Below are 22528 nucleotides of genomic sequence, written 5' to 3'. Positions count from 1 at the left end.
ATTGGAAAGTATGTTGGGATTTACTCCTGAACTTACATCATTAATGATAGCCTTATACTTGACACAGGATAGTTTTGGAACTGCTTGTAATGTAACAGGAGATGGAGCAATTGCTATAATGGTTAATAAAATTGCTGGATTTAAACTTATTCCTCCTGTTAAACAAAAATAATAGGACATTCTAGCGAAATGGCTAAAATTTTAAAGTGTAGTATCATATCATTTAAATAAATATAAAAATAAATTATAGAGAGCAGAGATTATTCTGCTCTCTTTTTATATAGTATTAAATTTCAAGATGAAAACATTTTAGTTTTTATAGAATTTTATATTTATCAAAAAATGAGTAAATGTGTTATAATAGTATATAAGGGAAAGATTAGTTTTTAGAATAGGGGGTTAAAAAATGAATGATATCATATTGACAGTGGAAAATTTTGGTCTAACTATAAAAAACAGAAAAGTTCTGGAAAATATTTCTTTTGACATTGAAAGAGGAGATTATCTTGCTATTGGTGGAGTTCCAGGTTCTGGGAAAAGTAGTTTGATAAAAGGGCTGTTAGGTTTGATAAATACTGGAATAACAGGAAATATATCTTATCATAATATAGGGAAAGGTGAGGTTAGTTATATACCGCAGAATATAATGCAGATAAAGGAGGAATTTCCAGGAACTGCCAGAGAAATTGTTGCTCTTGGAATGATTTCAAGAAAAAGAGGAAGATGTTTAGAAGAAAATGATTGGGAGAAAGTAGACGAACTTTTGAAACTTTTTAATTTATATGAATTAAAAGATAAAAAAATAAGTAAACTTACACCACTTCAGCAATTAAAAATAAATGTGGCAAAGCATCTTATAACTGAACCTAAATTGATATATATAGATAATCCAAGTTCAACTCTTGATTTAAAAAGTAAGATTGATTTTTACAGTACAATAAAAAGAATATGTGATGAAAAAGAGATTACAGTTATTTTTATAACTCATAATATAAAAGAGATATCTAATTTTGCAAATAAACTTCTATTCCTGAGAAGAAAAGAGAAAACTTTCTATTTTGGTGATTGTAAGGATTTTATAAAAGACAAGGAATAATGAGGTATAAAAATGAAAAAAAAAATAATAGCTCTCTTTATGATGCTTTTTTTTATTACAACAGTATATTCAGAAGATGTAATCACATTTGTATTTCCTGATGGACTGCCAGCTCTTAGTATTGTAAAAATGATAAATGATGATAAAAAAATATCTGGAAAGAAAATAGATTATAAATTGGAAAAGATATCAGAATCTCTTGTAATGAACTTTTTAAAAAAAGAAAGTGATATTGGTATTGTTCCATCTAATCTTGCAGGGCAGTTATATAATAAAAATCTTAATTATAAAATAATCGGAACTGTAGGATGGGGCTCTTTTTATATAGTGAGCAGAGAGGATATAAAAAGTATAAAAAATTTAAAAGGAAAAAAAATATATACAATAGGTAAGGGATTAACTCCAGATATAATACTTCAAACGATACTAAAGGAAAATGGAATAATTCCAGACAAAGATTTAGAAATAAACTACTTATCTGGAGGAAATGAATTAGCTCCTATGTATCTTGCAGGAAAAATAGATACAATTATGGTTTCAGAACCTATATTAAGTAAAATAATTTCAAAAGATAGTAAAAGTAAAATAAATTTTGATATGAATGATGAGTGGAAAAAAGTATTTAAAAATGATATAGGTTTTCCTCAGTCTACTCTAATTGTAAAAGAAAGTCTTATTAAAGAAGAACCAGAATTTGTATCAGCATTTATAAATGAGTTAGAAAGTAGTATAGAATTTATCTATAGTGAAAATCCAGCAAAAGAAAAATATATAATAGAATCAAAAATAACTATTGATTTAAGTGTTTTAGACGAAATACTAAAAAGAGTAAATATAAAATTTATATCAGCTGATAACAGCAGAGAAACATATCAATTATATTTTGAAAATATTGAAAAGATAAATAGCAAAGCAATTGGAGGAAAAATTCCAGATGAAAAAATATTTATTTCAAAGTAGATGGCTGTTTATTTCTCCTTTATTATTTATGGTTATTTGGGAAATTGTATCAAGAATGATAGGAAATGATCTGATATTTCCAAGACTATTAAGCATTTTTAAAGCTTTTATAAATATAATTAAAGAAAAGAATTTTTTGTTTATAGTTTTTCATACTTTAAAAAGAACAGGAATAAGTATAGGAATATCGTTAATACTTGGAATTTTATGCAGTATTCTATCATATAAATATAAATTTTTTTATATTCTATTTTTTCCATTTTTTTCATTTTTAAAATCTATTCCTACAATAGCAGTAATAATATTAGTTTTGATTTGGAGCAATGTAGAAATTGTTCCAGTAATAACAGGAATAATGATACTTTTACCCTTAATATATGAAAATATACTTGGCGGAATAGATTCAATAGACAGAGAGTTGTTAAAAATGGCAGATATATATAAAATATCAAAAATTGATGTATTTAAAGGAATATATATTCCTGGAGTATATTATTTTTCAGCATCTGGAATTCCTGCTTTAATAGCTTTAACTTTGAAAGTGGTTGTAGCAGGAGAAGTTTTATCACAGGGCTCTCTTTCAATTGGTGGAGAAATATTTATGGGAAAAATATATTTAGAAACTTCCTCTATTTTTGCATGGGTAATTATTGTTATTTTGATAAATTTTCTTTTAGATATATTTTTAAAAAAAGTTAATAGTGAGCTTACAAAGTGGAGGAACCTGTAATGAGACTTATAAATATAGTTAAATCCTATGGAGATAAAAAAGTTTTAGATGGAATAACTTTGGATATTGAAGAAGGAAAAATTACAGCTATATTAGGAGAATCAGGTTCTGGAAAAAGTACTCTTCTCAATATAATAGCTGGAAAAATAAAGGATTATAAAGGGAAAGTAATTTTTGAAGCTGAGAATGAAAAAGGAATATCATATATTTTTCAGGAAGATACTCTTATTCCCTGGAAAACAGTTTATGGAAATCTAGAATTTGTATTGAATAAAAAAATACCAGTTGATAAAATAGAGTTAAGAATAAAAAAATATCTTAAAATGGTAGGATTAGAAGGAATAGAAAATGAGTATCCAGATGTACTTAGTGGAGGAATGAAAAGAAGAGTGGGAATAGCAAGAGCTTTCTCTTTTCCTTCAAGTTATCTTTTTATGGATGAACCATTTGAATTTTTAGATATAAAAATAAAAAATGAAATAATAGAATATTTTATAAAACTTCAAAATATGGAAAATAAAACTGTAATTTTTATAACTCACGACATAGAGTCAGCAGTTTCTTTAGGTGAAAAAATAGTGGTATTTAGCAATAAACCTACAAAAATAAAAAAAATATTTGAAAATCCTTATCCAAAAGAAAAAAATACAGAAAAAAAAGAAAAATTAAAAGATGAAATAGAAAGATTATTCTTGTAATTATTTAAAATTAAAGATATAATACAGAATAGTATTGTTTAAGGAGAGATAGAATTTATGATAAAAATAGGAAAAAGACAGAAAATGGTTATCAACAATTTCGCAAGTGTAGGTGCATATTTACATGGAGGAACAGATGATGACAAAGATAACATACTTCTTCCAAATAATGAATTAGAAGGAAGAAATCTTAAGGAAGGAGATGAAGTAGAGGTATTGATCTACATGGATTCAGAAGATAGACCAGTAGCTACATTCAGGAAAACTGAAGCTTTAGTTGGAAATTTAGCCAAATTAGAAGTAACAGATATTCATCCAACTTTAGGAGCATTTATGGATTGGGGATTAAAAAAGGAACTTCTTCTTCCAAAGAGTCAGCAAGTAGGAAAAGTAGAAATAGGGAAAAAATATCTTGTAGGTATATATGAAGACAGTAAGGGAAGACTTTCTGCTACTATGAAAATATATAAATTTCTTCTTCCATCAACAGAAATGCAAAAAAATGATGTAATAAGTGGAACTGTTTATGGAATTAATCCAGAGATAGGAGTTTTTGTTGCTGTAGAAGATAGATATTTTGGACTTATACCTAAGAATGAGTATTTTAAAGATTATAAAGTTGGAGATGTAATAGAAGCTAGAGTAATTAGAGTGAGAGAAGATGGAAAAATTGATCTGACTCCAAGGGAACTTGCTTATATTCAAATGGATAAAGATGCAGAGCTTGTATATGAAAAGATGAGACTTCTTGGAAATAGTTTTGGATTTACTGACAAAAGCACTCCAGAAGAAATCATTGATTATTTTAATATGAGTAAAAAAGCATTTAAAAGAGCAGTTGGAAATTTATTAAAGAATGAAAAAATTGAAAAAAATGATATGGGATATTTCAGAATTAAAAAAGAAAAAAAAGAGTTATAAAAATGGTAAAAAACATAAAAGAGTTTTAGGGATTTTATAATGGAAATCCTAAAATTTTTTTATTTTACAATAGTTTAGCAACTAGAAGGTTTACATATGTATATTCACAGTTGAATAAAAGAATTAAAGACATATTTTGCTGTTGATTAAATCAAAGTATAATTTATTAATTTTTTTTAATTTTTAATAATAGAAATAAAATATAATCTTATATAAAATTTTATTAATTCAGCTTTTCAGCAGCGATAGAAAACTATATGAATATTTTATATAACATGGAATAAAAAATAAAATAAAAAAATATTATGTAAATGTTTTAGAATTCAAGAATATAAATGGTTATCATATAAAAAATATATTATTCTTTTCTTTTTAGTTAGTATATAGTAATGAAGTATCAAGAACAATTTAGATTTTCAAGGAGGAAAGATGATAGGATTAATTTTAATGATTCTTGCTTTTGCAGGAATGTGGAAAACTTTTGAGAAGGCTGGAATGGAAGGATGGAAAGGAATTGTTCCTGTTTATAACATGTACCTTTTAATCACTGAAATTGCAAAAAAACCTTGGTGGTATCTATTACTATTATTTGTACCAATAGCAAATATAGTTATTATGATTATTGTAAGTATTGAAGTTGCAAAAGCATTTGGAAAAACTACAGGATTTGGAATAGGACTTGCTCTACTTTCATTTGTATTTTATCCATTATTAGGATTTGGAGATGCAGTATATCAAGGACTTGGAACTGAAGAAACTACTACTACTGTAGATTCAGATTCTGAAGATAAAAATGAAAAACTAGATTATGATCTATAGTAAACATTCTGGGGGGAATATAATATAGGTGTATGTTAAAACAGTATTAAAAATATGTTTTAACATGTATAATTATAGTTATAAAAAGAGCCTATCAAAATTGAAGTTTTTCTTCTATTTTTGATAAGGCTCTTTGAATTATATTTTATTTGGCTTTTCAATAAGAATATTTTTTTCATTTTCATAAGTCACAAACCCAGGTTTACTTCCCTTTGGTTTATTTATATATCTTTTTTTGGTATAGTCTACACTAATTTTATCACCAGCAGAGCTTTTAGAAAAATATGCTGCTACTTCAGCACCCTTTAAAAGCATTTCTTCTGTAATTTCATTTGCTTTTATAATAACATGAGAACCTGGAATATTTTTAGAATGTAACCATATATCCTCTTTATCAGCAATTTTAAAAGTTAAATTATCATTTTCAGTGTTATTTCTTCCATATAATATTTTAAAATTTTCAAATTCAATTAATCCATATCCAATTTCTTTTATCTGCTTTTTTCTGTTTCCTTTTTTCTGCTGTATTCTTATATATCCTTGTGATATTAACTCTTCCTGTATAAGTTTTAAATTATCAGTATTAGAACTGTTATCAATAAATAATTTGATACTATTTAAGTAATCTAATTCCTCATTTATTTCTATGAATCTTCTTTTGTTAGCTTCCATTCCCCTTTTTAGCTTATTGTATCTTTTATAAAGTTTTTCTAGATTTTCTTGTGGAGTTATCTGTGGATCAAGTGGTATAGAAATATCTTTATTATTATAAAAATCATAAGTTTCAAGGGAAGTCATACCTCTTTTAAGGGTATATATAGATGCAGCGAGAATATCTCCTTGTTCTTTGTATTTTATAAAATCTTGTTTTTCTATTGCTTCTTTTTCTACAAGAGAAAGTATTCTCATATTTTTTTTGATTTTTTTATTTATGTTATCAAGGAGCTGAGTTTTTAAAGTATCAAAACTGTTTGATAAATTTTCTGAATTTATATAGAAGTTTATAGAATCTTTAAAACTGTCAAAAGAAAGAATATTGTCATATTCTTTTCCCTTAGGAATAATATTAAGGACAGTTCCAAGTACTATTTTTTCTTTATTTAAGAAAATTTTTGGTTGAGATGGAGTATTTAGCAGTTGAACAAAATTATCAAAATTAGTTATATTTTGAACAGTTAATTTTCCAAGACCCTCTATGTTTTTTAATAGTGAATTTTCAGCTTTAAATTTATTAAATTCATCTTTTGTAATATTTAAAGGAGAAATTTTCTCATCAATAATAGGTTGTTCATATTTTAATCCTGGGAAAAGAGCTCTTAAACGATTTTCTTCAAGGGAAAATCGTTTAAGTAAATCAATTATTTTATCTTCTTCATCAGTAAAAATAAAGTTTGAATATTTTCCCATTATTTCAAAATATATAAAGTAATTTTTTACTTCACCAAGTTCATTTATTTTGGCAAACTTGAAACATAATATTCTATCAAATCCTAGCTGTTGAACATCAGTAAGCATAGCATTGAGCAGATGTTTTCTCATATTTGCAGCAAGGCCAGTAGAATTTTCCAAAGTACTTTCTTTAGAGTCTGCAATATAACAGATTGGAAAAGAAGGATTGCATGAAAATACAAGTTCAGTTTTTCCAAAGTAAACAGAAAGAGATACTTCAGTATTTTTGGTTATTTTATTTATTTTTTTTCCTGAAAGATTTTCCTTCAGTTCATCTTTTATTTTGCTCAATGATACACCATCAATGTAAAACATTATTTTTCTCCTATCAAACTATTATTCATTTTTTATTCCAATTAAGTTTTTTGCATCTAAGATATCTAAAACTAAAAGATCTCCATCTGTTTTTTTCAAAATGAAATTATCTTTATCATTACTTTCCATTATTTCAAGCACTGTAAAATTTTCTATTCCATGACTTGCGAAGAAATTTTGAACAATTGGAGTTCCTTTTATTTCTACTATGGAAATTTTTGTTCCTATTGGAAATTCTGTAATAAGAAGAGGTTTAAAATAATCAGTCTTCCCTCTAAGAGCATTTAATATTACTTCAAACACTTCAATGAAATGTGTAAGATCTTTATCAGCAATATCTTCAGTAATAGTAGACATTATCATTTTGTGGTAATTATTATGATAAGTCAAAGCTTTAACTCCTTTAGGTGTTAAAGATACAAAAACTTTTCTTCTGTCAGAGTTTGATCTTACTCGGGCAATAAATCCTTTTTCTGTAAGTTTTGAAACAGCTACAGTAGCAGTTCCCATAGTTATACCAATTCTTTCTGCCAGTTCATTCATGGTAAGAGAATCTTGCCCAATAGCTTCTATTAAATGAAGTTCAGTATGAGTAAGGCATTTTATACCTCTTTTAAGAGCCATATCTTCAGTTTTAAAAAATAACTTATAAAAATCTTCTAATACTTCATTAACTTTTTTTATGTTTTCATTCATAAATTAACCTCTCTTTAAAGAATTTATTCTTTCCTTATAATCTCCAGAAAAAATATATGAACCAGCAACAAAAATATTTGCACCAGCTTCAATACATTTTCCAATAGTGTCAGCTGTAATTCCGCCATCAACTTGAATATCCACATTTTTACTAAGTTTTCTTACATCTTTTATTTTATCTATTGCACTGCTGATAAATTTTTGTCCTCCAAAACCTGGGTTAACACTCATAATTAATACCATGTCTATATCATTGATAACATATTTAAGAATATCTATTGGAGTAGAAGGATTAAGAGATATTCCAGCTCTTATTCCATGAGCTTTTATTTGCTGAATAACTCTGTGAATATGTACAGTAGATTCTGCATGTACAGTAATTATATCAGCTCCAGCTTTGGCAAAATCATCAATATATCTTTCTGGTTTTTCAATCATTAAGTGTACATCAAATATAAGTTTGGTCTTATTTCTTATAGATTTTATAATAGGAGCCCCAAAAGTTATATTAGGGACAAACATTCCATCCATAACATCTATATGAACATAGTCAGCTCCAGCTTTGTCTATTGCAATTACTTCTTCTCCCAATTTACTGAAATCAGCAGAAAGAATAGAAGGAGCTATTTTAATATCATTCATACTTATTCCACCTCTCATTTTTTAATTTTTCATATGTTTTTTTGTAAAATTCATACCTTACAAGAGAAATTTCTCCACTAGTAACCATATCTTTAATTATACAATTTGGTTCGTTCAAATGCAAACAATTATAAAATTTACAATTTTTATCAGTTTGAAATTCAGGAAATAATGAAATTAACTCCTGAGCATCCTTTATGTAAGGGAGTTCTACAGATGAAAATCCAGGGGTATCTATAATAAATCCACCTCCTGGAAGAGGAAGAAGGTTAGTATCTTTAGTTGTATGTTTACCTCTTCTCAATCTTTTGCTAGTTTCTCCAGTTTCGAGAATTTTAGTATTTTGCAAAAGATTTATAATACTTGATTTTCCTACACCGCTAGGGCCGCCAAAAGCTGTTACTTTGTTTTGAATAAAAATTTTCAACTGATCTATACCAATATTTTCTTTTTCAGAAATGAGAAAATAAGGTATATCTAATTTTTTGAGAAAATCCAAATTTCTTTTAATATCTTCAATTTCCTCTTGAGAAAGGAGATCTATCTTGTTTACAACAACAACTGGAGCTATTTTATAATAAAAACTGTTAAGAATAAGAGTATTGAGTCTTTCATAATCAATAACTGGGTCTTTTCCAGCAAACTGTATAACAATATAATCTATATTTGCCACTAAAGGCCTTTCCAAAAGGTTTTTTCTTTTTTCAATTTCAGTTATAAAATTATCCTCTGAAAATTCTACAATGTCTCCCACTACACAATTATGTTTATTCTCTTTTCTTTTTAAAATTCCTCTTAACTTACATTCATATACTTTTTCATTAGATTTTACATAATAAAATCCCTGTATTTTGTTTATGACTATTCCTCTAATTTTTATTCCTCCTTAAAGCAACTTACTAGTTTTCTTTATTTACTTTTATATCAATTACTGTACCAGCAGAGACTCTTCTTCCAGCTAAAACACTTGTTTCAATAACTAAATCTTTTTCTATTTCTGGAAACGATACATAAGTTATTTTACCAATAAGAAGGGAATTTTCTGTAAGAATTTCTTTGGCTTTATTTATTTCAATACCAATAATATCAGGAACTCTTACATCCATAAGCTGTTCAGAACCATTGATAAGAAAAGATATTTTCTGTCCTCTTCTGAGAAGTGTACCAGTTGCAGGATCAGTTGATATTACTTCATTATATGCAATGTTAGCTTTTGTAGTAGCAACTCTGTCTACAATGAGCCCTTTTTGTTCAGCAATAGCCTTGGCCTCCAAAAAGTTCATTCCTTTTAATTCAGGAACCTCTACAAGGGCTTCCCCTTTGCTTATCCATACTTTGATGTTTCTATTCTTCTTTACAACATTTCCAGCTTCAGGTTCTTGAAGAAATATCTCTCCAACAGGAAGTTCAGAGAACTCTTCACCCATATTTCTGATATTCAGTTCATTACTTTCCAACATTTTTTCAGCTTCAGCTACAGTCAGAGTTTTTAAGTCTGGAACAGAATAGAAAGTTTCATTAAAATATATTTTTTCAAATATCTTAAATGAAAAGAAAGCGATTAAAATGATAGCCATTAAAGTAAGAAAAGAGAAACATATTGACTTTTTATTCATTATTCCTCCCTGAAAATTTAATCTTATAATAATACATATAGATACTATTTGATAATAACATAAGAAGCATAAAATATCAATAATTACTTGATAAATGCTGGAGTAAATGTTAAAATACAGTGAATGATTTTGTTTTAAAGTATATGTTTTAAGCATATAATTTTAGGAGGAGAGATAATTGGATTATACAATAGAAACGTTGATACCAAGAAAAGCAGTAGAAAAAAGAATAAAGGAACTTGCTGCTGAAATAGAAAAAGATTATAAGGGTAGAGAGGTAATAGTTTTAGGATTATTAAAAGGCTCTGTCATTTTTATGAGTGATCTTATAAAAGAGATAGATGTACCTTTAGTAATTGATTTTATGAGTGTATCAAGCTATGGAAATGGAACTGACAGTACTGGGATAGTAAAAATATTAAAAGATACTGATTTTGATTTAAAAGACAAAGAAGTACTTATCATTGAAGATATAATTGATACAGGACTTACTTTAAAATATGTGAGAGAATTTATAGAATCTAAAGGAACAAAAAATGTAGCAATATGCACACTTTTGGATAAACCAAGCAGAAGAAAAGTTGATATTAAAGGAAATTATGTTGGTTTTGAAATTCCTGATGAATTTGTAGTGGGGTATGGGTTAGACTATGCTCAGTATCATAGAAATCTGCCATATGTAGGAATGGTAGTAAAAAAATAGGTGGAGGAAAGAATGTCCTTTAAACATAAAAAAAAATTTGGTCAGAATTTTCTTACTGACCAAAAAGAAGTTTTAAAAAAAATAATGGAGGTATCATCTGTAAATGAAAATGATACTGTTCTGGAAATAGGACCTGGAGAAGGGGCATTGACAGCACTTCTTTTGGATAGAGCTCAAAAAGTAGTTACTGTTGAGATAGACAGAGATTTAGAAAAAATATTGAGAAAAAAATTTAATGAAAATCCTAAATATACTCTTGTAATGAATGATGTTTTAGAAACTGATTTAAAAAAATATATAACAACAGGAACAAAAGTTGTTGCTAACATTCCATATTATATAACTTCACCAATTATAAATAAGCTAATTGAAAATAGAGATGTAATAGATGAAATATATATAATGGTACAAAAAGAAGTTGCTGAAAGAATATGTGCTAGAAAAGGTAAGGAAAGAAGTGTTCTCACTCTAGCAGTAGAATATTTTGGTAAAGCTGAGTATCTGTTTACCATACCTAAAGAAGCTTTCATACCTATTCCTAAGGTAGATTCAGCTTTTATGTCTATAAAACTTTATAAAGATGATAAGTACAAAAAACTTGTAGCTGAAGATAAATTTTTTAAATATGTAAAAGCTGCTTTTGCTAATAAGAGAAAAAATCTGTTAAATAATTTTACAGCTTTAGAAATATCTAAAGATGAACTAAGAAAAATTTTAGATGAAGTTGGTATAAAAGAAACAGAGAGGGCTGAAAATCTTACTATAGAAAATTTTATAGACTTGATAGCTGTATTTGAAAAAAATAAAGTAAGGTTAAAATGAGGGCAGATTAAGAGTTATAAAATAATAAAAGCTTGCCCTCATTTTAGTTTTAAATTGGAGGAAAAATGTTAGGAAGTTATGAATATCTTATTCAAAGCAGAAAAGAAGATATAGACTTTATTAATAAAATAATGGAAGCTTACGAAGGAGCTGGAGTAGTGAGAACTGTAGATCCTCATAAAGGTCTTATTAATATAATTACTACTTATGATTTTAAAGATTTTGTAAAAGAGATTATTGAAGATTTGGATAAGAAGGAAGTAGTTGCTAAAATAGTGGAAGAAGGTCCTTGGAAAGGATCATTATATATCAATAAATGAATATAAAATGGAGGATAGAGAATGGAAAAATTAGAAAAACTTATAAGTTACATCATAAAAGAATTAGTAGATACTAAAGAAGAAGTAAGAATTGACTATGATGTTATAGATGATACAATCATCTTTAAAGTAAGTGTAGCTAAAGGTGAAATGGGAAAAATAATTGGTAAAAATGGACTTACAGCTAATGCAATAAGAGGAGTTATGCAAGCTGCTGGAGTAAAAGATAAATTAAATGTGAATGTAGAATTTTTGGATTAGGAGGGATAATGGAACTTTTAACAGTTGGTAAGATTTCTGGAACACATCACTTAAAAGGAGCAGTTAAAATAATAGCTAATATAGGAGATGCTGAAATTCTTGAAGGGAATAGAGTAATAGTAGAACTTCCTCAGGGGGAACAGAAAATATTTACTGTAATAAGTGTAAATCCTTTAGTAGGAAATAAATGGGTAGCTGAATTTCAAGAAATAACTAATAAAACTGAAGCTGGGAAATTAAAAAATTCACTCATTAAAATAAGAAGAGAACTTTTTGGAATAGGTGAAGATGAGTATCTTTTAAATGATCTGTTGGATATGAAAGCTGTGGATGCTGATAGTGGAGAAATTCTTGGAAAAATAACTGATATATTTGAAACAGCAGCTCATGATATTTTGGTTATTGAGGGAACAAATACTGAAATAATGGTACCAGATGTAGATGAATTTATAAAAAAAATAGATTTTGATAAGAGAGAAATTTTTGTTCATCTTATAGAAGGAATGAAAGAAATAAAAGGTCGAAAATTAAAACAAGATGATGGAATAGAAGAAGAATTTGAGGAAAATGAGGAGAAATAAATGAAAATCAATATTTTGACTTTATTTCCTGAGATGTTTTCTGGATTTAAAAGTGAAAGTATAATAAGAAGGGCTATTGAAAAAGGCAGTCTTGAAGTAAATATAATAGATATCAGAGATTTTTGTTATGATAAACATAAACAGGCTGATGATACTCCTTTTGGAGGAGGGGCAGGAATGGTAATGAAGCCTGAACCTCTTATAGAAGCATTAAAAACAATAACTGGAAAAGTAATATATACTTCTCCACAGGGAGTAAAGTTTAATCAACAGTTAGCTGTGGAACTTGCTCAGGAAAAAGAAGTTACAATAATTGCTGGACATTATGAAGGGATAGATGAGAGAGTAATAGAAAATAATGTTGATTTGGAAATATCCATAGGAGATTTTGTTCTTACAGGAGGAGAATTACCTGCAATGGTAATGACTGATTGTATTGCAAGACTTATTCCAGGGGTTATAAAAAAAGAATCTTATGAAAATGATTCTTTTTTCAATGGACTGTTGGACTATCCTCATTATACAAGACCTGCTGAATATGAAGGAATGAAAGTTCCAGAGGTACTGCTGTCAGGACATCATAAAAATATAGAACTTTGGAGGCTTAAAGAGAGTCTGAAAAGAACATATTTAAGAAGAAAGGATTTGCTTGAAAAAAGAAAATTCAATAAAACAGAGAAGAAACTTTTAGCTGAAATAAAAGCAGAACTTGGAAAGGAGCAGAAATGATATACAAATTAAACAATCTTATTCCTAAGATAGGAAAAAATAATTATATAGCAGATACTGCAAGTATCATTGGAGATGTAGAAACTGGAGATAATGTTTCTATATGGTTTTCTGCTGTATTAAGAGGAGATATGAGTAAAATAACTATTGGAGATAACTCTAATGTTCAAGATAATTCAACTCTTCATGGAGACTCAGAGTTTCCCACAACTATTGGAAAAGGTGTTACTATTGGACATAATTGTGTAGTTCATGGGTGTACAGTTGGAGATAATTCTATAATAGGAATGGGAAGTCAAATACTTAATGGAAGTATCATTCCAAAGAATTGTATTGTATCAGCTGGTGCAGTGGTAAATAGCAAATTAATAGCTGAAGAAGGAGATCTTATAGCTGGTTCACCAGCTAAAGTTATAAAAAAATTATCTGAAAAACTTTGGAACTATTTAAGTTATACAAGGGATTCATATCTTGTAGAAATAAAAAAATATTCAGAAGAATTGGAAGAAATAAATATAAATGAAATAGACTAGATTTTAATTAGAAAGTTAGGAAAAGAGGATTGAGTAGGAAATGAGAGAAAAAATTTATCTAGGATTAGTTCATTATCCTGTATATAATAAAAATAATGATGTAGTGTGTACTTCAGTTACAAATTTTGATATCCATGATATATCTAGAAGCTGCAGAACTTATGATATAAAAGGATATCGTTTGATAGTTCCGGTAGATGCTCAAAAAATGCTTACAGAAAGAATAATTGGATATTGGCAGGAAGGGACTGGAGGTCAATATAATAAAGATAGAGAAAATGCTTTTGCCATAACAAGAGTAATGAATAGCATAGAAAAAACTATTGAGGAAATAGAGGAAAAAGAAGGACAAAAACCAGTTATAATAACTACATCTGCAAGGATTTTTTCTAATACAATAGGGTATAATGCACTTTCAGAAAAAATATTTGAAGACAATAAACCTTATCTTTTATTATTTGGAACAGGATGGGGGCTTACAGATGAAATAATGGATATGTCAAATTATATTCTGGAGCCAATAAGAGGAAATACAAAATATAATCATCTTTCTGTAAGAGCAGCAGTAGCTATTATTTTAGATAGATTATTTGGAGAAAATTAATAGATAAATTCTGGAGGTAAGATGAATAGAAATGAGATCAGAATAAAACCTCAGGACAGCATTTTCAGGCAGATGGGAATAAACTCTGTGGACATTAAAGAGATAGTTTTCAGTGAAAGAAATAAGAAAATGAAGTTTATGTGTTCCGTTCCATGTGTAAAAGACCTCTGTGAACTTGATATAATCTATGAAAATATAAAAAAGAATTTTGGAAAAGAGTTAGAGGTAGATTTTAGAGTAGAGTATACAGAGAAAGAAATGATGAAGGAAGAGCTTATAATAATAGTGGAAAGAGCTATAATCAGGCTTAAAGCAAGAAACGCTATTTCAAAATCATTTCTTTATTTTTATAGAATAAAAATAGAGAAAGAGGCTGTAAATATTGAACTTAATGAAAAAACAGCTATAGAAATTCTTATAAATTCTGAAATAGATGATAAACTTGAAGAAATACTGGAAAATTATGGAATATATAATTTTAAAGTTAAATTTATACTTGGAGATTTCTCTAAAGAGTTGACAGAAGTAGAAAAGCAGAAACAGAAAGAAATAATAACTTTATCTGCTAAAATAGATTCTGATAATTCGAAAGCAGCAGCATCTAAACCTCAAAAATCAAATGAGGTTTTTGTTAAGCAAGGCTTTTCAAAGCAGAGTTATACAAGCAATAAAACAAAAGAAATAAAGGGAAATTCTATTTCAATAGAGGAATTTGGAGAACTTTATGAAGATGAAATCTGTATAGTTGAAGGAGAAATCTTTTCTCTTGAAAGCAGAGATGTCAAAAATGATAAAGTTTTAATGACAATAAGAATAACTGATGAAAGAAGTTCTCTAACAACAAAAGTATTTCTTGATAAAAATAAAAAATTAGAAGTATTTGTCGGAGATTTTATTAAAGTAAGTGGAAAAAAACAAGTTGATAAGTTTTCTGATAATGAAGAAATAATAATGATAAATTCTATTAATAAACTTGATAAAGTAAAAACTCAAAAAATTGATAATGCTCCAGAAAAAATGGTAGAGCTTCATACACACAGTAAAATGAGTGAAATGGTTGGAGTAGAAGATATATCAGACCTCATAAAACAAGCGATAGCCTATGGACATAAAGCAATGGCTATAACTGACTATGCTGTAGTACATTCTTTCCCATTTGCTTACAAGGCAGCTAAAGGAAAAGATTTTAAAGCTATTTTGGGATGTGAAATGTATATGGTAAATGATACTGCTGAAATGATAAGAAGCAGTAAAAATATACCAATAGAGGAAGAAAGTTTTGTGGTATTTGACTTGGAGACTATGGGACTTAATTCCCATGAACATGAGATAATAGAAATAGGAGCTGTAAAACTTCAGGGAACAAGAATAGTGGAAAGATATTCACAACTAGTTAATCCTAAAAAAATTATTCCTAAAAAGATACAAGAACTTACAAATATATCTCAAGATATGGTTGATAATATGCCTACAATAGAAGAAGTACTTCCTAAATTTATGGAATTTGTAGGAGATTCTACAATGGTAGCACATAATGCTCCATTTGATATGGGATTTATAAGAAGAGATGTTAAAAAAATTATGGGATATGACTATAAACCAGCAGTAATAGATACATTACAAATGGCAAGAGATTTATATCCTGATCTTAAAGCATATGGATTAAAAAATCTGAATAAAGTATTAGGATTATCACTGGATAATCACCATAGAGCTGTAGATGACTCACAGGCAACAGCTAATATGTTTATTATTTTCATCGAAAAATATATGGAAATGGGAATAATTAATCTTGGTGAAATAACAGGGGCACTTCCAATAAATGTAAAAAAACAGGAGACATCTAATATAACAGTATTAGTAAAAAATCTTCAAGGACTTCAGAATATGTATAGATTGGTTTCAGAAGCTCATGTTGAGTATTATGGAAATAAAAAACCAAGAGTATTAAAGTCTCATGTAGAAAAGTATAGAGAAGGGCTGATTATAGGAAGTTCTCTTTCTTCACATTTTATGAATGATGGAGAATTATCTAATTATTATATGAGATATGATTATGAAAAAATAGAAAAAAATATAGATTTTTATGATTATATAGAACTTCTTCCAAAAGGGGCATATTCAGAGTTATATGAAGATGATGGAACTGGAACCATTTCATCTTTTTCAATGATTGAAGATATGAATAAATATTTTTACAATCTAGGTAAAGAGAGAAAGAAATTAGTAACAGCGAGTTCTAATGTACACTATATAAATGAAACTGATAGTAAAATAAGAAGTATTCTTCTTTATGGAAGTGGAAGTGTATATAGAGAGAACCAATATAAGACAGATAATAAATTTTATTTTAGAACAACAGAGGAACTTTTGGATGAATTTGACTACATGGGTAAAGATATTGCAAAGGAAATAGTAATATCAGGAACTAATGCCATAGCAGATATGATAGAAGTTATAAAACCAGTACCAGATGGATTTTATCCTCCTAAAATAGATAATGCTGAAAATATAGTAAAAGAGATGACATATGAAAAGGCATATAGAATATATGGAAATCCTCTTCCAGAAATAGTAAAAGCAAGATTAGAAAGAGAGTTGGGAGCTATCATAGGGAATGGCTTTTCAGTACTTTATCTTTCAGCTCAAAAACTTGTTAAAAAATCTCTAGATAATGGATATCTAGTTGGTTCCAGAGGATCAGTAGGTTCTTCTTTAGTTGCCTATATGATGGATATCACAGAAGTTAATGCTCTTTACCCACATTATATATGTACAAATCCAGAATGTAAAAATGCTGAATTTATAGAAAGAGAAGGAGTAGGGATTGACCTTCCAGAAAAGGTATGTCCAAAGTGTGGACAGCCTTATAAAAGAGATGGATATTCAATACCATTTGAGGTATTTATGGGATTTAATGGAGAAAAGGTACCAGATATTGATCTTAACTTCTCAGGAGAATATCAATCAGAGATACATAGATATTGTGAACAGCTTTTTGGTAAAGAAAATGTATTTAAAGCTGGAACTATATCTACACTGGCAGAAAAAAATGCTGAAGGTTACGTAAGGAAATATTTTGAAGAACATGAGATGAAAGGGAACAGAGCTGAAATAATCAGGCTTGCCAAAAAATGTGAAGGAGCTAAGAAAACTACAGGACAGCATCCTGGAGGAATGGTTGTAGTTCCAAGAGATCATTCTATTTATGAATTTTGCCCTGTACAGAAACCTGCAAATGATGAAAAGAATGATTCTATTACAACACATTTTGATTATCATGTAATGGATGAACAGTTAGTAAAATTAGATATACTTGGACATGATGATCCCACTACCATAAAGATGCTTCAGGAATATACAGGAGTAGATATTTATACTATTCCCATTGCTGATTCAGAAACATTAAAAATATTTTCTGGAACTGAATCATTAGGAATTACTCCAGAAGATATAAACTCAGTGGTTGGAACTTTTGGAGTACCAGAATTTGGAACACCATTTGTAAGACAAATGCTTATAGATACTATGCCAAAAACTTTTGCTGAGCTTGTAAGAATATCAGGGTTATCACATGGTACGGATGTTTGGCTGAACAATGCTCAGGAGTTTATAAGACAGAAAAAAGCAACTCTATCTCAAGTAATAACAGTGCGTGATGACATAATGAACTATCTTATTGATCAGGGACTTGAAAAAGGGACAGCATTTAAAATAATGGAGTTTGTAAGAAAAGGAAGACCTTCAAAAGACACAGAAGGATGGGAAAAATTCTCAAATGAAATGAAAGAACATGATGTTGCTGAATGGTATATAGAATCTTGCAGAAGAATAAAATATATGTTTCCTAAGGGACATGCGGTTGCTTATGTTATGATGGCCATGAGAATAGCTTATTTTAAAGTACACTATCCTTTAGCTTTTTATGCAGCATATTTATCAAGAAAGGCAGAAGACTTTGACTACGAGATAATGAGTGATCCTAAAACAGCAAAAGAGCACTTAGCAGTATTGAGTAAAGAACCTAAACTTGATGTAAAGAAAAAAGCTGAGATGGCGATATGTGAAATTATAGTAGAAATGTATGCCAGAGGGTATGAATTTCTTCCAATAGATGTATATACATCTGCAGGGTTTAAATTTACAATAGAGGATGGAAAAATAAGAATACCTCTCATAGCCCTTAATGGACTAGGTGGAGCAGTAATAGAAAATTTAATAAAAGAAAGAGATGGAAGTAAATTTTTATCATATGAAGATCTTAAGAGAAGAACAAAGATATCACAAACAATAATAGAAAAACTTAAATCAATAAATGCAGTAGATTCTTTGAGTGAAACAAATCAGATATCGTTATTTTAGGAGGAAAAATGTTGAATGAAAAAAATAAAACCATGGGTGCTATGCTGGTATGTCTAGCAGCTACACTTTGGGGTTTTGATTCCATAGTGCTGACACCAAGATTATTTAAACTTAGTGTTCCTTATGTGGTTTTTATGGTACATCTTCTTCCCTTTATAGGAATGACTTTGATATTTGGAAAAGATGAAATAAAAAATATAAAAAAATTGGATAAGAAAGATTTGATATTTTTCTTTTTAGTAGCATTATTTGGAGGAAGTCTAGGAACACTTTCAATTGTAAAAGCATTATTTTTAGTAAATTTTCATCATCTTACAGTAGTTACGCTTTTACAAAAATTACAGCCTGTATTTGCTATTCTCTTAGCAAGGGTAATATTAAAAGAGCGGGAAGGGAAAGGATTTTTATTTTGGGCAGTAATGGCCCTTATTGGAGGATATCTCCTCACCTTCCAATTTAATATGCCGCAGATGGTATATAATGGAAATATGCTATTAGCTTGTTTTTATGCACTTTTAGCAGCATTTTCTTTTGGGAGTGCTACTGTGTTTGGAAAAAGAATTTTAAAAAATGCTTCTTTCAGAACAGCATTATATCTTAGATATGGGTTAACAACTTTTATAATGCTGTTTATAGCTTCTTTTAGTGGAAGTCTTCGTTATATAAGACATACAACTCCACTTCAATGGATAATATTTATTATAATAGGTCTTACAAGTGGAAGTGGAGCAATACTTTTATATTATAAAGGACTTAGGTATATTAAAGCAAATGTAGCAACAATGTGCGAACTCTGTTTTCCTGTATCAAGCATATTATTTGATTATATATTCAATGGAAATGTTTTATCAATAGTTCAAATGTTGAGTGCAGTATTAATGCTGTATTCTATCTATAAAATAACTAAAAATAGAGTAAATGAGTAAAAAAATATAAAATGATTTGTAAATTTTTAAAAGTTATGGTATAAAGAATATAGCTAAAAAATTAAGGAGGAATAGTGATGACTAAAAAAGAGTTTATTGATTTATATTTTGAAAAGGGAGAATTTGCAACTAAAATTGATGCTGAAAAAAAAGCTGCAGCTTTTTTAGCAGTTATTGAAGATGGATTAGTAGGTGGAGAAGACATTACTTTTCTAGGATTTGGAAAATTTGAAGTTGCTGATAGAGCTGCTAGAACTTGCAGAAATCCACAAACTGGTGAAGAAATGAAAGTTGAAGCTAAGAAAGTAGTAAAATTCAAAGCTGGAAAAGGGTTATCTGAAAAAGTAAATCAATAATTCTGAAATTAATTTAAATATAAGAGTGGGGATCTTGAAAATCAGTATTTCCACTTTTTTTATTTTCTATAATAGTAAAAAATATAATATTTTTATATTAAAAATGTTGAAAATTCGAAAATTAAAATCTATTATATGGATATAAAGATATGATTGGTTATTATTTTAAAAATGGAAATAAAAGAGATTATCACTATAAAACTTATAATGTGGAATTAGAAATAACAATACAATGATAAATGTGTAGAAATGTAGTAATAACTAAGATTAAAGAAGATGGATATAAAATTTATTACTACCCAAAAATAGTTAGTATTGAAAAAAAATGATAATTGAAGTAGAATATCTATTATGAAGTTGTTTGGAGGAGAAAGATGAAAAAGATAATAGGAGTATTAATGATTCTTATATTTTCTGTTTCTTATGGGAAATATGAGTATCCTTTTCAAAATCCATATATGGCAACTATACTAGGAAGTTCTACTTTAATGAAGGATGGAGTAAGTGAATCTGTTCCAACTAAAGTATACAAAATTAAGCTTCCTGGCAGTAGAGAGGTGCCAGAGAATTTATGGTATAATAGCAAATTTGAGTTTTCTCTAGTTTCACAAAAAGAAAAAGCACCATTGATATTTCTTTTAGCAGGAACAGGATCAGATTATCATGCAGCAAGAATGGTATTATTTCAAAGAATATTTTATGATGCTGGATATAGTGTAATATCAATTACGTCACCAATGCATCCAAATTTTATTATTAATGCATCTAGCAATAGGATGCCAGGAATGATAATGGATGATGGAAAAGATATTTATAATGTCATGAAAGAAGCATATAAAATAGTCAAAGATAAAATAGAAGTCTCTGATTTTTATGTTGTTGGATATAGTTTAGGTGCTACTGAATCAGCAGTAGTTTCTTATATTGATGAAAGCGAAAAAGCATTTAACTTTAAAAGAGTATTTATGATTAATCCAGCAGTAGACATTTATGAGTCAGCAGTAAGACTTGATAAAGTTTTAGATTTACCCACAGAAGGAAAAGTTGAAAATTTAGAGAAACTTATTAATAAAGTTTTTAATAAACTTTCAAATTCCTTAAAAGATGGTTATACAGAAATAACAGAAGAACTCATTTATAGTATGTTTGCAAAAGATCAAATGTCAGATGAAGAAATGGGAGAATTAATAGGTATAGTATTTAGATTAATGGCCATTGATATTAATTATGTAACTGATTTAATAAATGACAGAAAAGTTTATGTAGATAAACCAGTTGGAAAATTTACAAATATGTTTCCATATTTTGAAAAAATAAATTTTGCTGGTTTTGAAGATTATATGTATAAGATTGCTTATCCATATTTTGATGAAAAAATGGGTGGAGGGGTAAGCCTTGAAGAACTTTTACAGCATACTAAACTCCAGCAGATAGAGGATTATTTAAAAAATACAGATAAAATAGCAGTAGTAACAAATAGAGATGAAATTATACTGAGAGAAGAAGATTTCAAATTTTTAGAAAATACTTTTAATGAAAGATTGATAATATATCCTTATGGAGGTCATTGCGGAAATATGTATTATAAAACTAATGTGGATATAATGCTTAAATTTCTAAAGGAGGGAGTACTTGATTATGAGAACTAATAGAAAATTTATTATACTCCTTATGATATTTTTAGTTTTTACATTTTCAATTTCTAATACAAATGAAAAAGCAGAAATTAAAAGTGAAGAGAGTGAGATAGCAGAATATTTTGGTGTATATGATCCATGGGAACCATTAAACAGAAGAATATATTATTTTAACTATACTTTTGATAAATATATATTTTTACCAGTGGTAGATGCTTATAATCTTATAACACCTACTTTCGTACAAAAAGGAGTGAAGAATTTTTTTAGAAATACACAAAATATTACTATAACTGGAAATTCTTTGTTGCAATTTAAAATAAAAAAGGCAATGAGAGCAATAGGAAGGTTTTCAATTAATACTACATTGGGAGCAGGAGGAGTATTTGATACAGCTTCCTCTTTAGGAATGCCAAAACCATATGAAGATTTTGGACTAACCTTAGCACATTATGGAGTAGGAGAGGGACCATATTTAATTTTGCCTTTTTTAGGGCCAAGTAATTTAAGAGACGCAGTGGGAACAGGGGTAAATACTTTAGCTCTTGGAGCATTAGATCCTTATGAAGCAGCGGATTTATTTGATATAGACAGTCCAGAAGTATTTGCAGTTAATGCAGTGGATAAAAGAAAAAATACAAAATTTAGATATTATGAAAGCGGATCACCATTTGAATATGAATACCTAAGATTTTTCTACAAAAAATATAGAAAGCTACAATCAGAAACAGGAGTACAAGTTTTTTAAAAAA

At 28.3% G+C, this 22528-nt stretch carries 25 protein-coding genes; 20 read left to right on the top strand and 5 right to left on the bottom strand.

The genetic code is table 11. The annotated features are described in order from the left end of the window. The 7 genes from E6771_RS06200 to E6771_RS06170 all read left to right on the top strand — a co-directional run. Positions 1 to 172, top strand: a 172-nt coding sequence (locus tag E6771_RS06200) for a cation:dicarboxylate symporter family transporter (RefSeq protein WP_316090338.1), incomplete at its 5' end; no start/stop codon positions are given. A gap of 234 nt (positions 173 to 406) precedes the next feature. Next, positions 407 to 1096 carry an ATP-binding cassette domain-containing protein gene (locus tag E6771_RS06195; RefSeq protein ID WP_316090335.1) on the top strand — a complete coding sequence of 230 codons (690 nt, stop codon included), beginning with the start codon at positions 407 to 409 and terminating at the stop codon, positions 1094 to 1096. A gap of 12 nt (positions 1097 to 1108) precedes the next feature. Then, the gene (locus E6771_RS06190; protein WP_316090334.1) at positions 1109 to 2056 is read left to right on the top strand and encodes an ABC transporter substrate-binding protein; all 948 of its coding nucleotides are present in this window, start codon (positions 1109 to 1111) and stop codon (positions 2054 to 2056) included. Continuing rightward, positions 2031 to 2786, top strand: a complete 756-nt coding sequence (locus tag E6771_RS06185; protein ID WP_316090333.1) for an ABC transporter permease — start codon at positions 2031 to 2033, stop codon at positions 2784 to 2786. Before E6771_RS06190 ends, E6771_RS06185 begins: the two co-directional genes overlap by 26 nt. Continuing rightward, complete coding sequence (locus E6771_RS06180; RefSeq protein WP_316090332.1) at positions 2786 to 3484, top strand: ABC transporter ATP-binding protein; 699 nt, start codon at positions 2786 to 2788, stop codon at positions 3482 to 3484. Before E6771_RS06185 ends, E6771_RS06180 begins: the two co-directional genes overlap by 1 nt. Before the next feature lie 57 nt (positions 3485 to 3541). Then, complete coding sequence (locus E6771_RS06175; RefSeq protein ID WP_316090330.1) at positions 3542 to 4405, top strand: S1 RNA-binding domain-containing protein; 864 nt, start codon at positions 3542 to 3544, stop codon at positions 4403 to 4405. A 429-nt stretch (positions 4406 to 4834) separates the two neighbouring features. Continuing rightward, positions 4835 to 5224: a DUF5684 domain-containing protein gene (locus E6771_RS06170; RefSeq protein WP_316090329.1), complete on the top strand. Its 390-nt coding sequence runs from the start codon at positions 4835 to 4837 to the stop codon at positions 5222 to 5224. Positions 5225 to 5362: 138 nt separating this feature from the next. Here E6771_RS06170 and E6771_RS06165 read toward each other — a convergent pair whose 3' ends face one another. The 5 genes from E6771_RS06165 to E6771_RS06145 are packed head-to-tail and all read right to left on the bottom strand — an operon-like array spanning position 5363 to position 9942. Next, positions 5363 to 6988, bottom strand: coding sequence for an NFACT family protein (locus E6771_RS06165; protein WP_316090328.1), 1626 nt, complete (start codon positions 6986 to 6988; stop codon positions 5363 to 5365). Between the two features lie 21 nt (positions 6989 to 7009). Beyond that, positions 7010 to 7684 (bottom strand): MarR family winged helix-turn-helix transcriptional regulator, encoded by a 675-nt coding sequence (locus E6771_RS06160; RefSeq protein ID WP_316090327.1) that lies wholly within the window; start codon positions 7682 to 7684, stop codon positions 7010 to 7012. A 3-nt stretch (positions 7685 to 7687) separates the two neighbouring features. Then, positions 7688 to 8326: a ribulose-phosphate 3-epimerase gene (rpe, locus tag E6771_RS06155; RefSeq protein WP_316090326.1), complete on the bottom strand. Its 639-nt coding sequence runs from the start codon at positions 8324 to 8326 to the stop codon at positions 7688 to 7690. Next, entirely contained in the window at positions 8319 to 9185 is an 867-nt protein-coding gene (gene rsgA / locus E6771_RS06150; protein WP_316090337.1) for a ribosome small subunit-dependent GTPase A, read from the bottom strand. Before rsgA ends, rpe begins: the two co-directional genes overlap by 8 nt. A 40-nt stretch (positions 9186 to 9225) precedes the next feature. After that, positions 9226 to 9942 (bottom strand): PASTA domain-containing protein, encoded by a 717-nt coding sequence (locus tag E6771_RS06145; protein WP_316090325.1) that lies wholly within the window; start codon positions 9940 to 9942, stop codon positions 9226 to 9228. 178 nt (positions 9943 to 10120) lie between these two features. Between E6771_RS06145 and hpt the strand changes: the two genes are divergently transcribed. From hpt to E6771_RS06080, 13 genes are all read left to right on the top strand, one after another. After that, positions 10121 to 10645, top strand: coding sequence for a hypoxanthine phosphoribosyltransferase (gene hpt, locus E6771_RS06140; RefSeq protein ID WP_316090324.1), 525 nt, complete (start codon positions 10121 to 10123; stop codon positions 10643 to 10645). Between the two features lie 12 nt (positions 10646 to 10657). After that, on the top strand, positions 10658 to 11467 hold the full coding sequence (gene rsmA / locus E6771_RS06135) for a 16S rRNA (adenine(1518)-N(6)/adenine(1519)-N(6))-dimethyltransferase RsmA (RefSeq protein ID WP_316090323.1): 810 nt from the start codon (positions 10658 to 10660) through the stop codon (positions 11465 to 11467). 65 nt (positions 11468 to 11532) lie between these two features. Further along, a complete protein-coding gene (locus E6771_RS06130; RefSeq protein WP_005951556.1) occupies positions 11533 to 11787 on the top strand; it encodes a DUF4911 domain-containing protein in 255 nt (84 codons plus the stop codon). 21 nt (positions 11788 to 11808) lie between these two features. After that, positions 11809 to 12048 (top strand): KH domain-containing protein, encoded by a 240-nt coding sequence (locus E6771_RS06125; protein ID WP_316090322.1) that lies wholly within the window; start codon positions 11809 to 11811, stop codon positions 12046 to 12048. Between the two features lie 8 nt (positions 12049 to 12056). Then, a complete protein-coding gene (gene rimM / locus E6771_RS06120; RefSeq protein ID WP_316090321.1) occupies positions 12057 to 12629 on the top strand; it encodes a ribosome maturation factor RimM in 573 nt (190 codons plus the stop codon). After that, positions 12630 to 13358 (top strand): tRNA (guanosine(37)-N1)-methyltransferase TrmD, encoded by a 729-nt coding sequence (trmD, locus tag E6771_RS06115; protein WP_316090320.1) that lies wholly within the window; start codon positions 12630 to 12632, stop codon positions 13356 to 13358. Then, positions 13355 to 13891, top strand: a complete 537-nt coding sequence (locus E6771_RS06110) for a gamma carbonic anhydrase family protein (protein WP_316090319.1) — start codon at positions 13355 to 13357, stop codon at positions 13889 to 13891. The genes trmD and E6771_RS06110 overlap by 4 nt, the downstream gene beginning before the upstream one ends. Before the next feature lie 40 nt (positions 13892 to 13931). Next, positions 13932 to 14495 (top strand): RNA methyltransferase, encoded by a 564-nt coding sequence (locus tag E6771_RS06105; RefSeq protein ID WP_316090318.1) that lies wholly within the window; start codon positions 13932 to 13934, stop codon positions 14493 to 14495. Positions 14496 to 14516: 21 nt separating this feature from the next. Continuing rightward, positions 14517 to 18857, top strand: a complete 4341-nt coding sequence (locus tag E6771_RS06100; protein WP_316090317.1) for a PolC-type DNA polymerase III — start codon at positions 14517 to 14519, stop codon at positions 18855 to 18857. Positions 18858 to 18865: 8 nt separating this feature from the next. Then, positions 18866 to 19783: a DMT family transporter gene (locus E6771_RS06095; RefSeq protein WP_316090316.1), complete on the top strand. Its 918-nt coding sequence runs from the start codon at positions 18866 to 18868 to the stop codon at positions 19781 to 19783. Positions 19784 to 19860: 77 nt separating this feature from the next. Next, positions 19861 to 20139 carry an HU family DNA-binding protein gene (locus tag E6771_RS06090; RefSeq protein ID WP_316090313.1) on the top strand — a complete coding sequence of 93 codons (279 nt, stop codon included), beginning with the start codon at positions 19861 to 19863 and terminating at the stop codon, positions 20137 to 20139. 374 nt (positions 20140 to 20513) lie between these two features. Beyond that, positions 20514 to 21788 carry a serine/threonine protein kinase gene (locus E6771_RS06085; protein ID WP_316090311.1) on the top strand — a complete coding sequence of 425 codons (1275 nt, stop codon included), beginning with the start codon at positions 20514 to 20516 and terminating at the stop codon, positions 21786 to 21788. Then, positions 21778 to 22524 (top strand): VacJ family lipoprotein, encoded by a 747-nt coding sequence (locus tag E6771_RS06080; protein ID WP_316090309.1) that lies wholly within the window; start codon positions 21778 to 21780, stop codon positions 22522 to 22524. The genes E6771_RS06085 and E6771_RS06080 overlap by 11 nt, the downstream gene beginning before the upstream one ends. Positions 22525 to 22528: the final 4 nt, after the last annotated feature.

The organism is Fusobacterium sp. (genome assembly GCF_032477075.1).
GTDB lineage: Bacteria > Fusobacteriota > Fusobacteriia > Fusobacteriales > Fusobacteriaceae > Fusobacterium_A.
The sequence above is the reverse complement of the archived record's forward strand: the minus strand, read 5'-3'. Positions and strand labels throughout refer to the sequence as shown.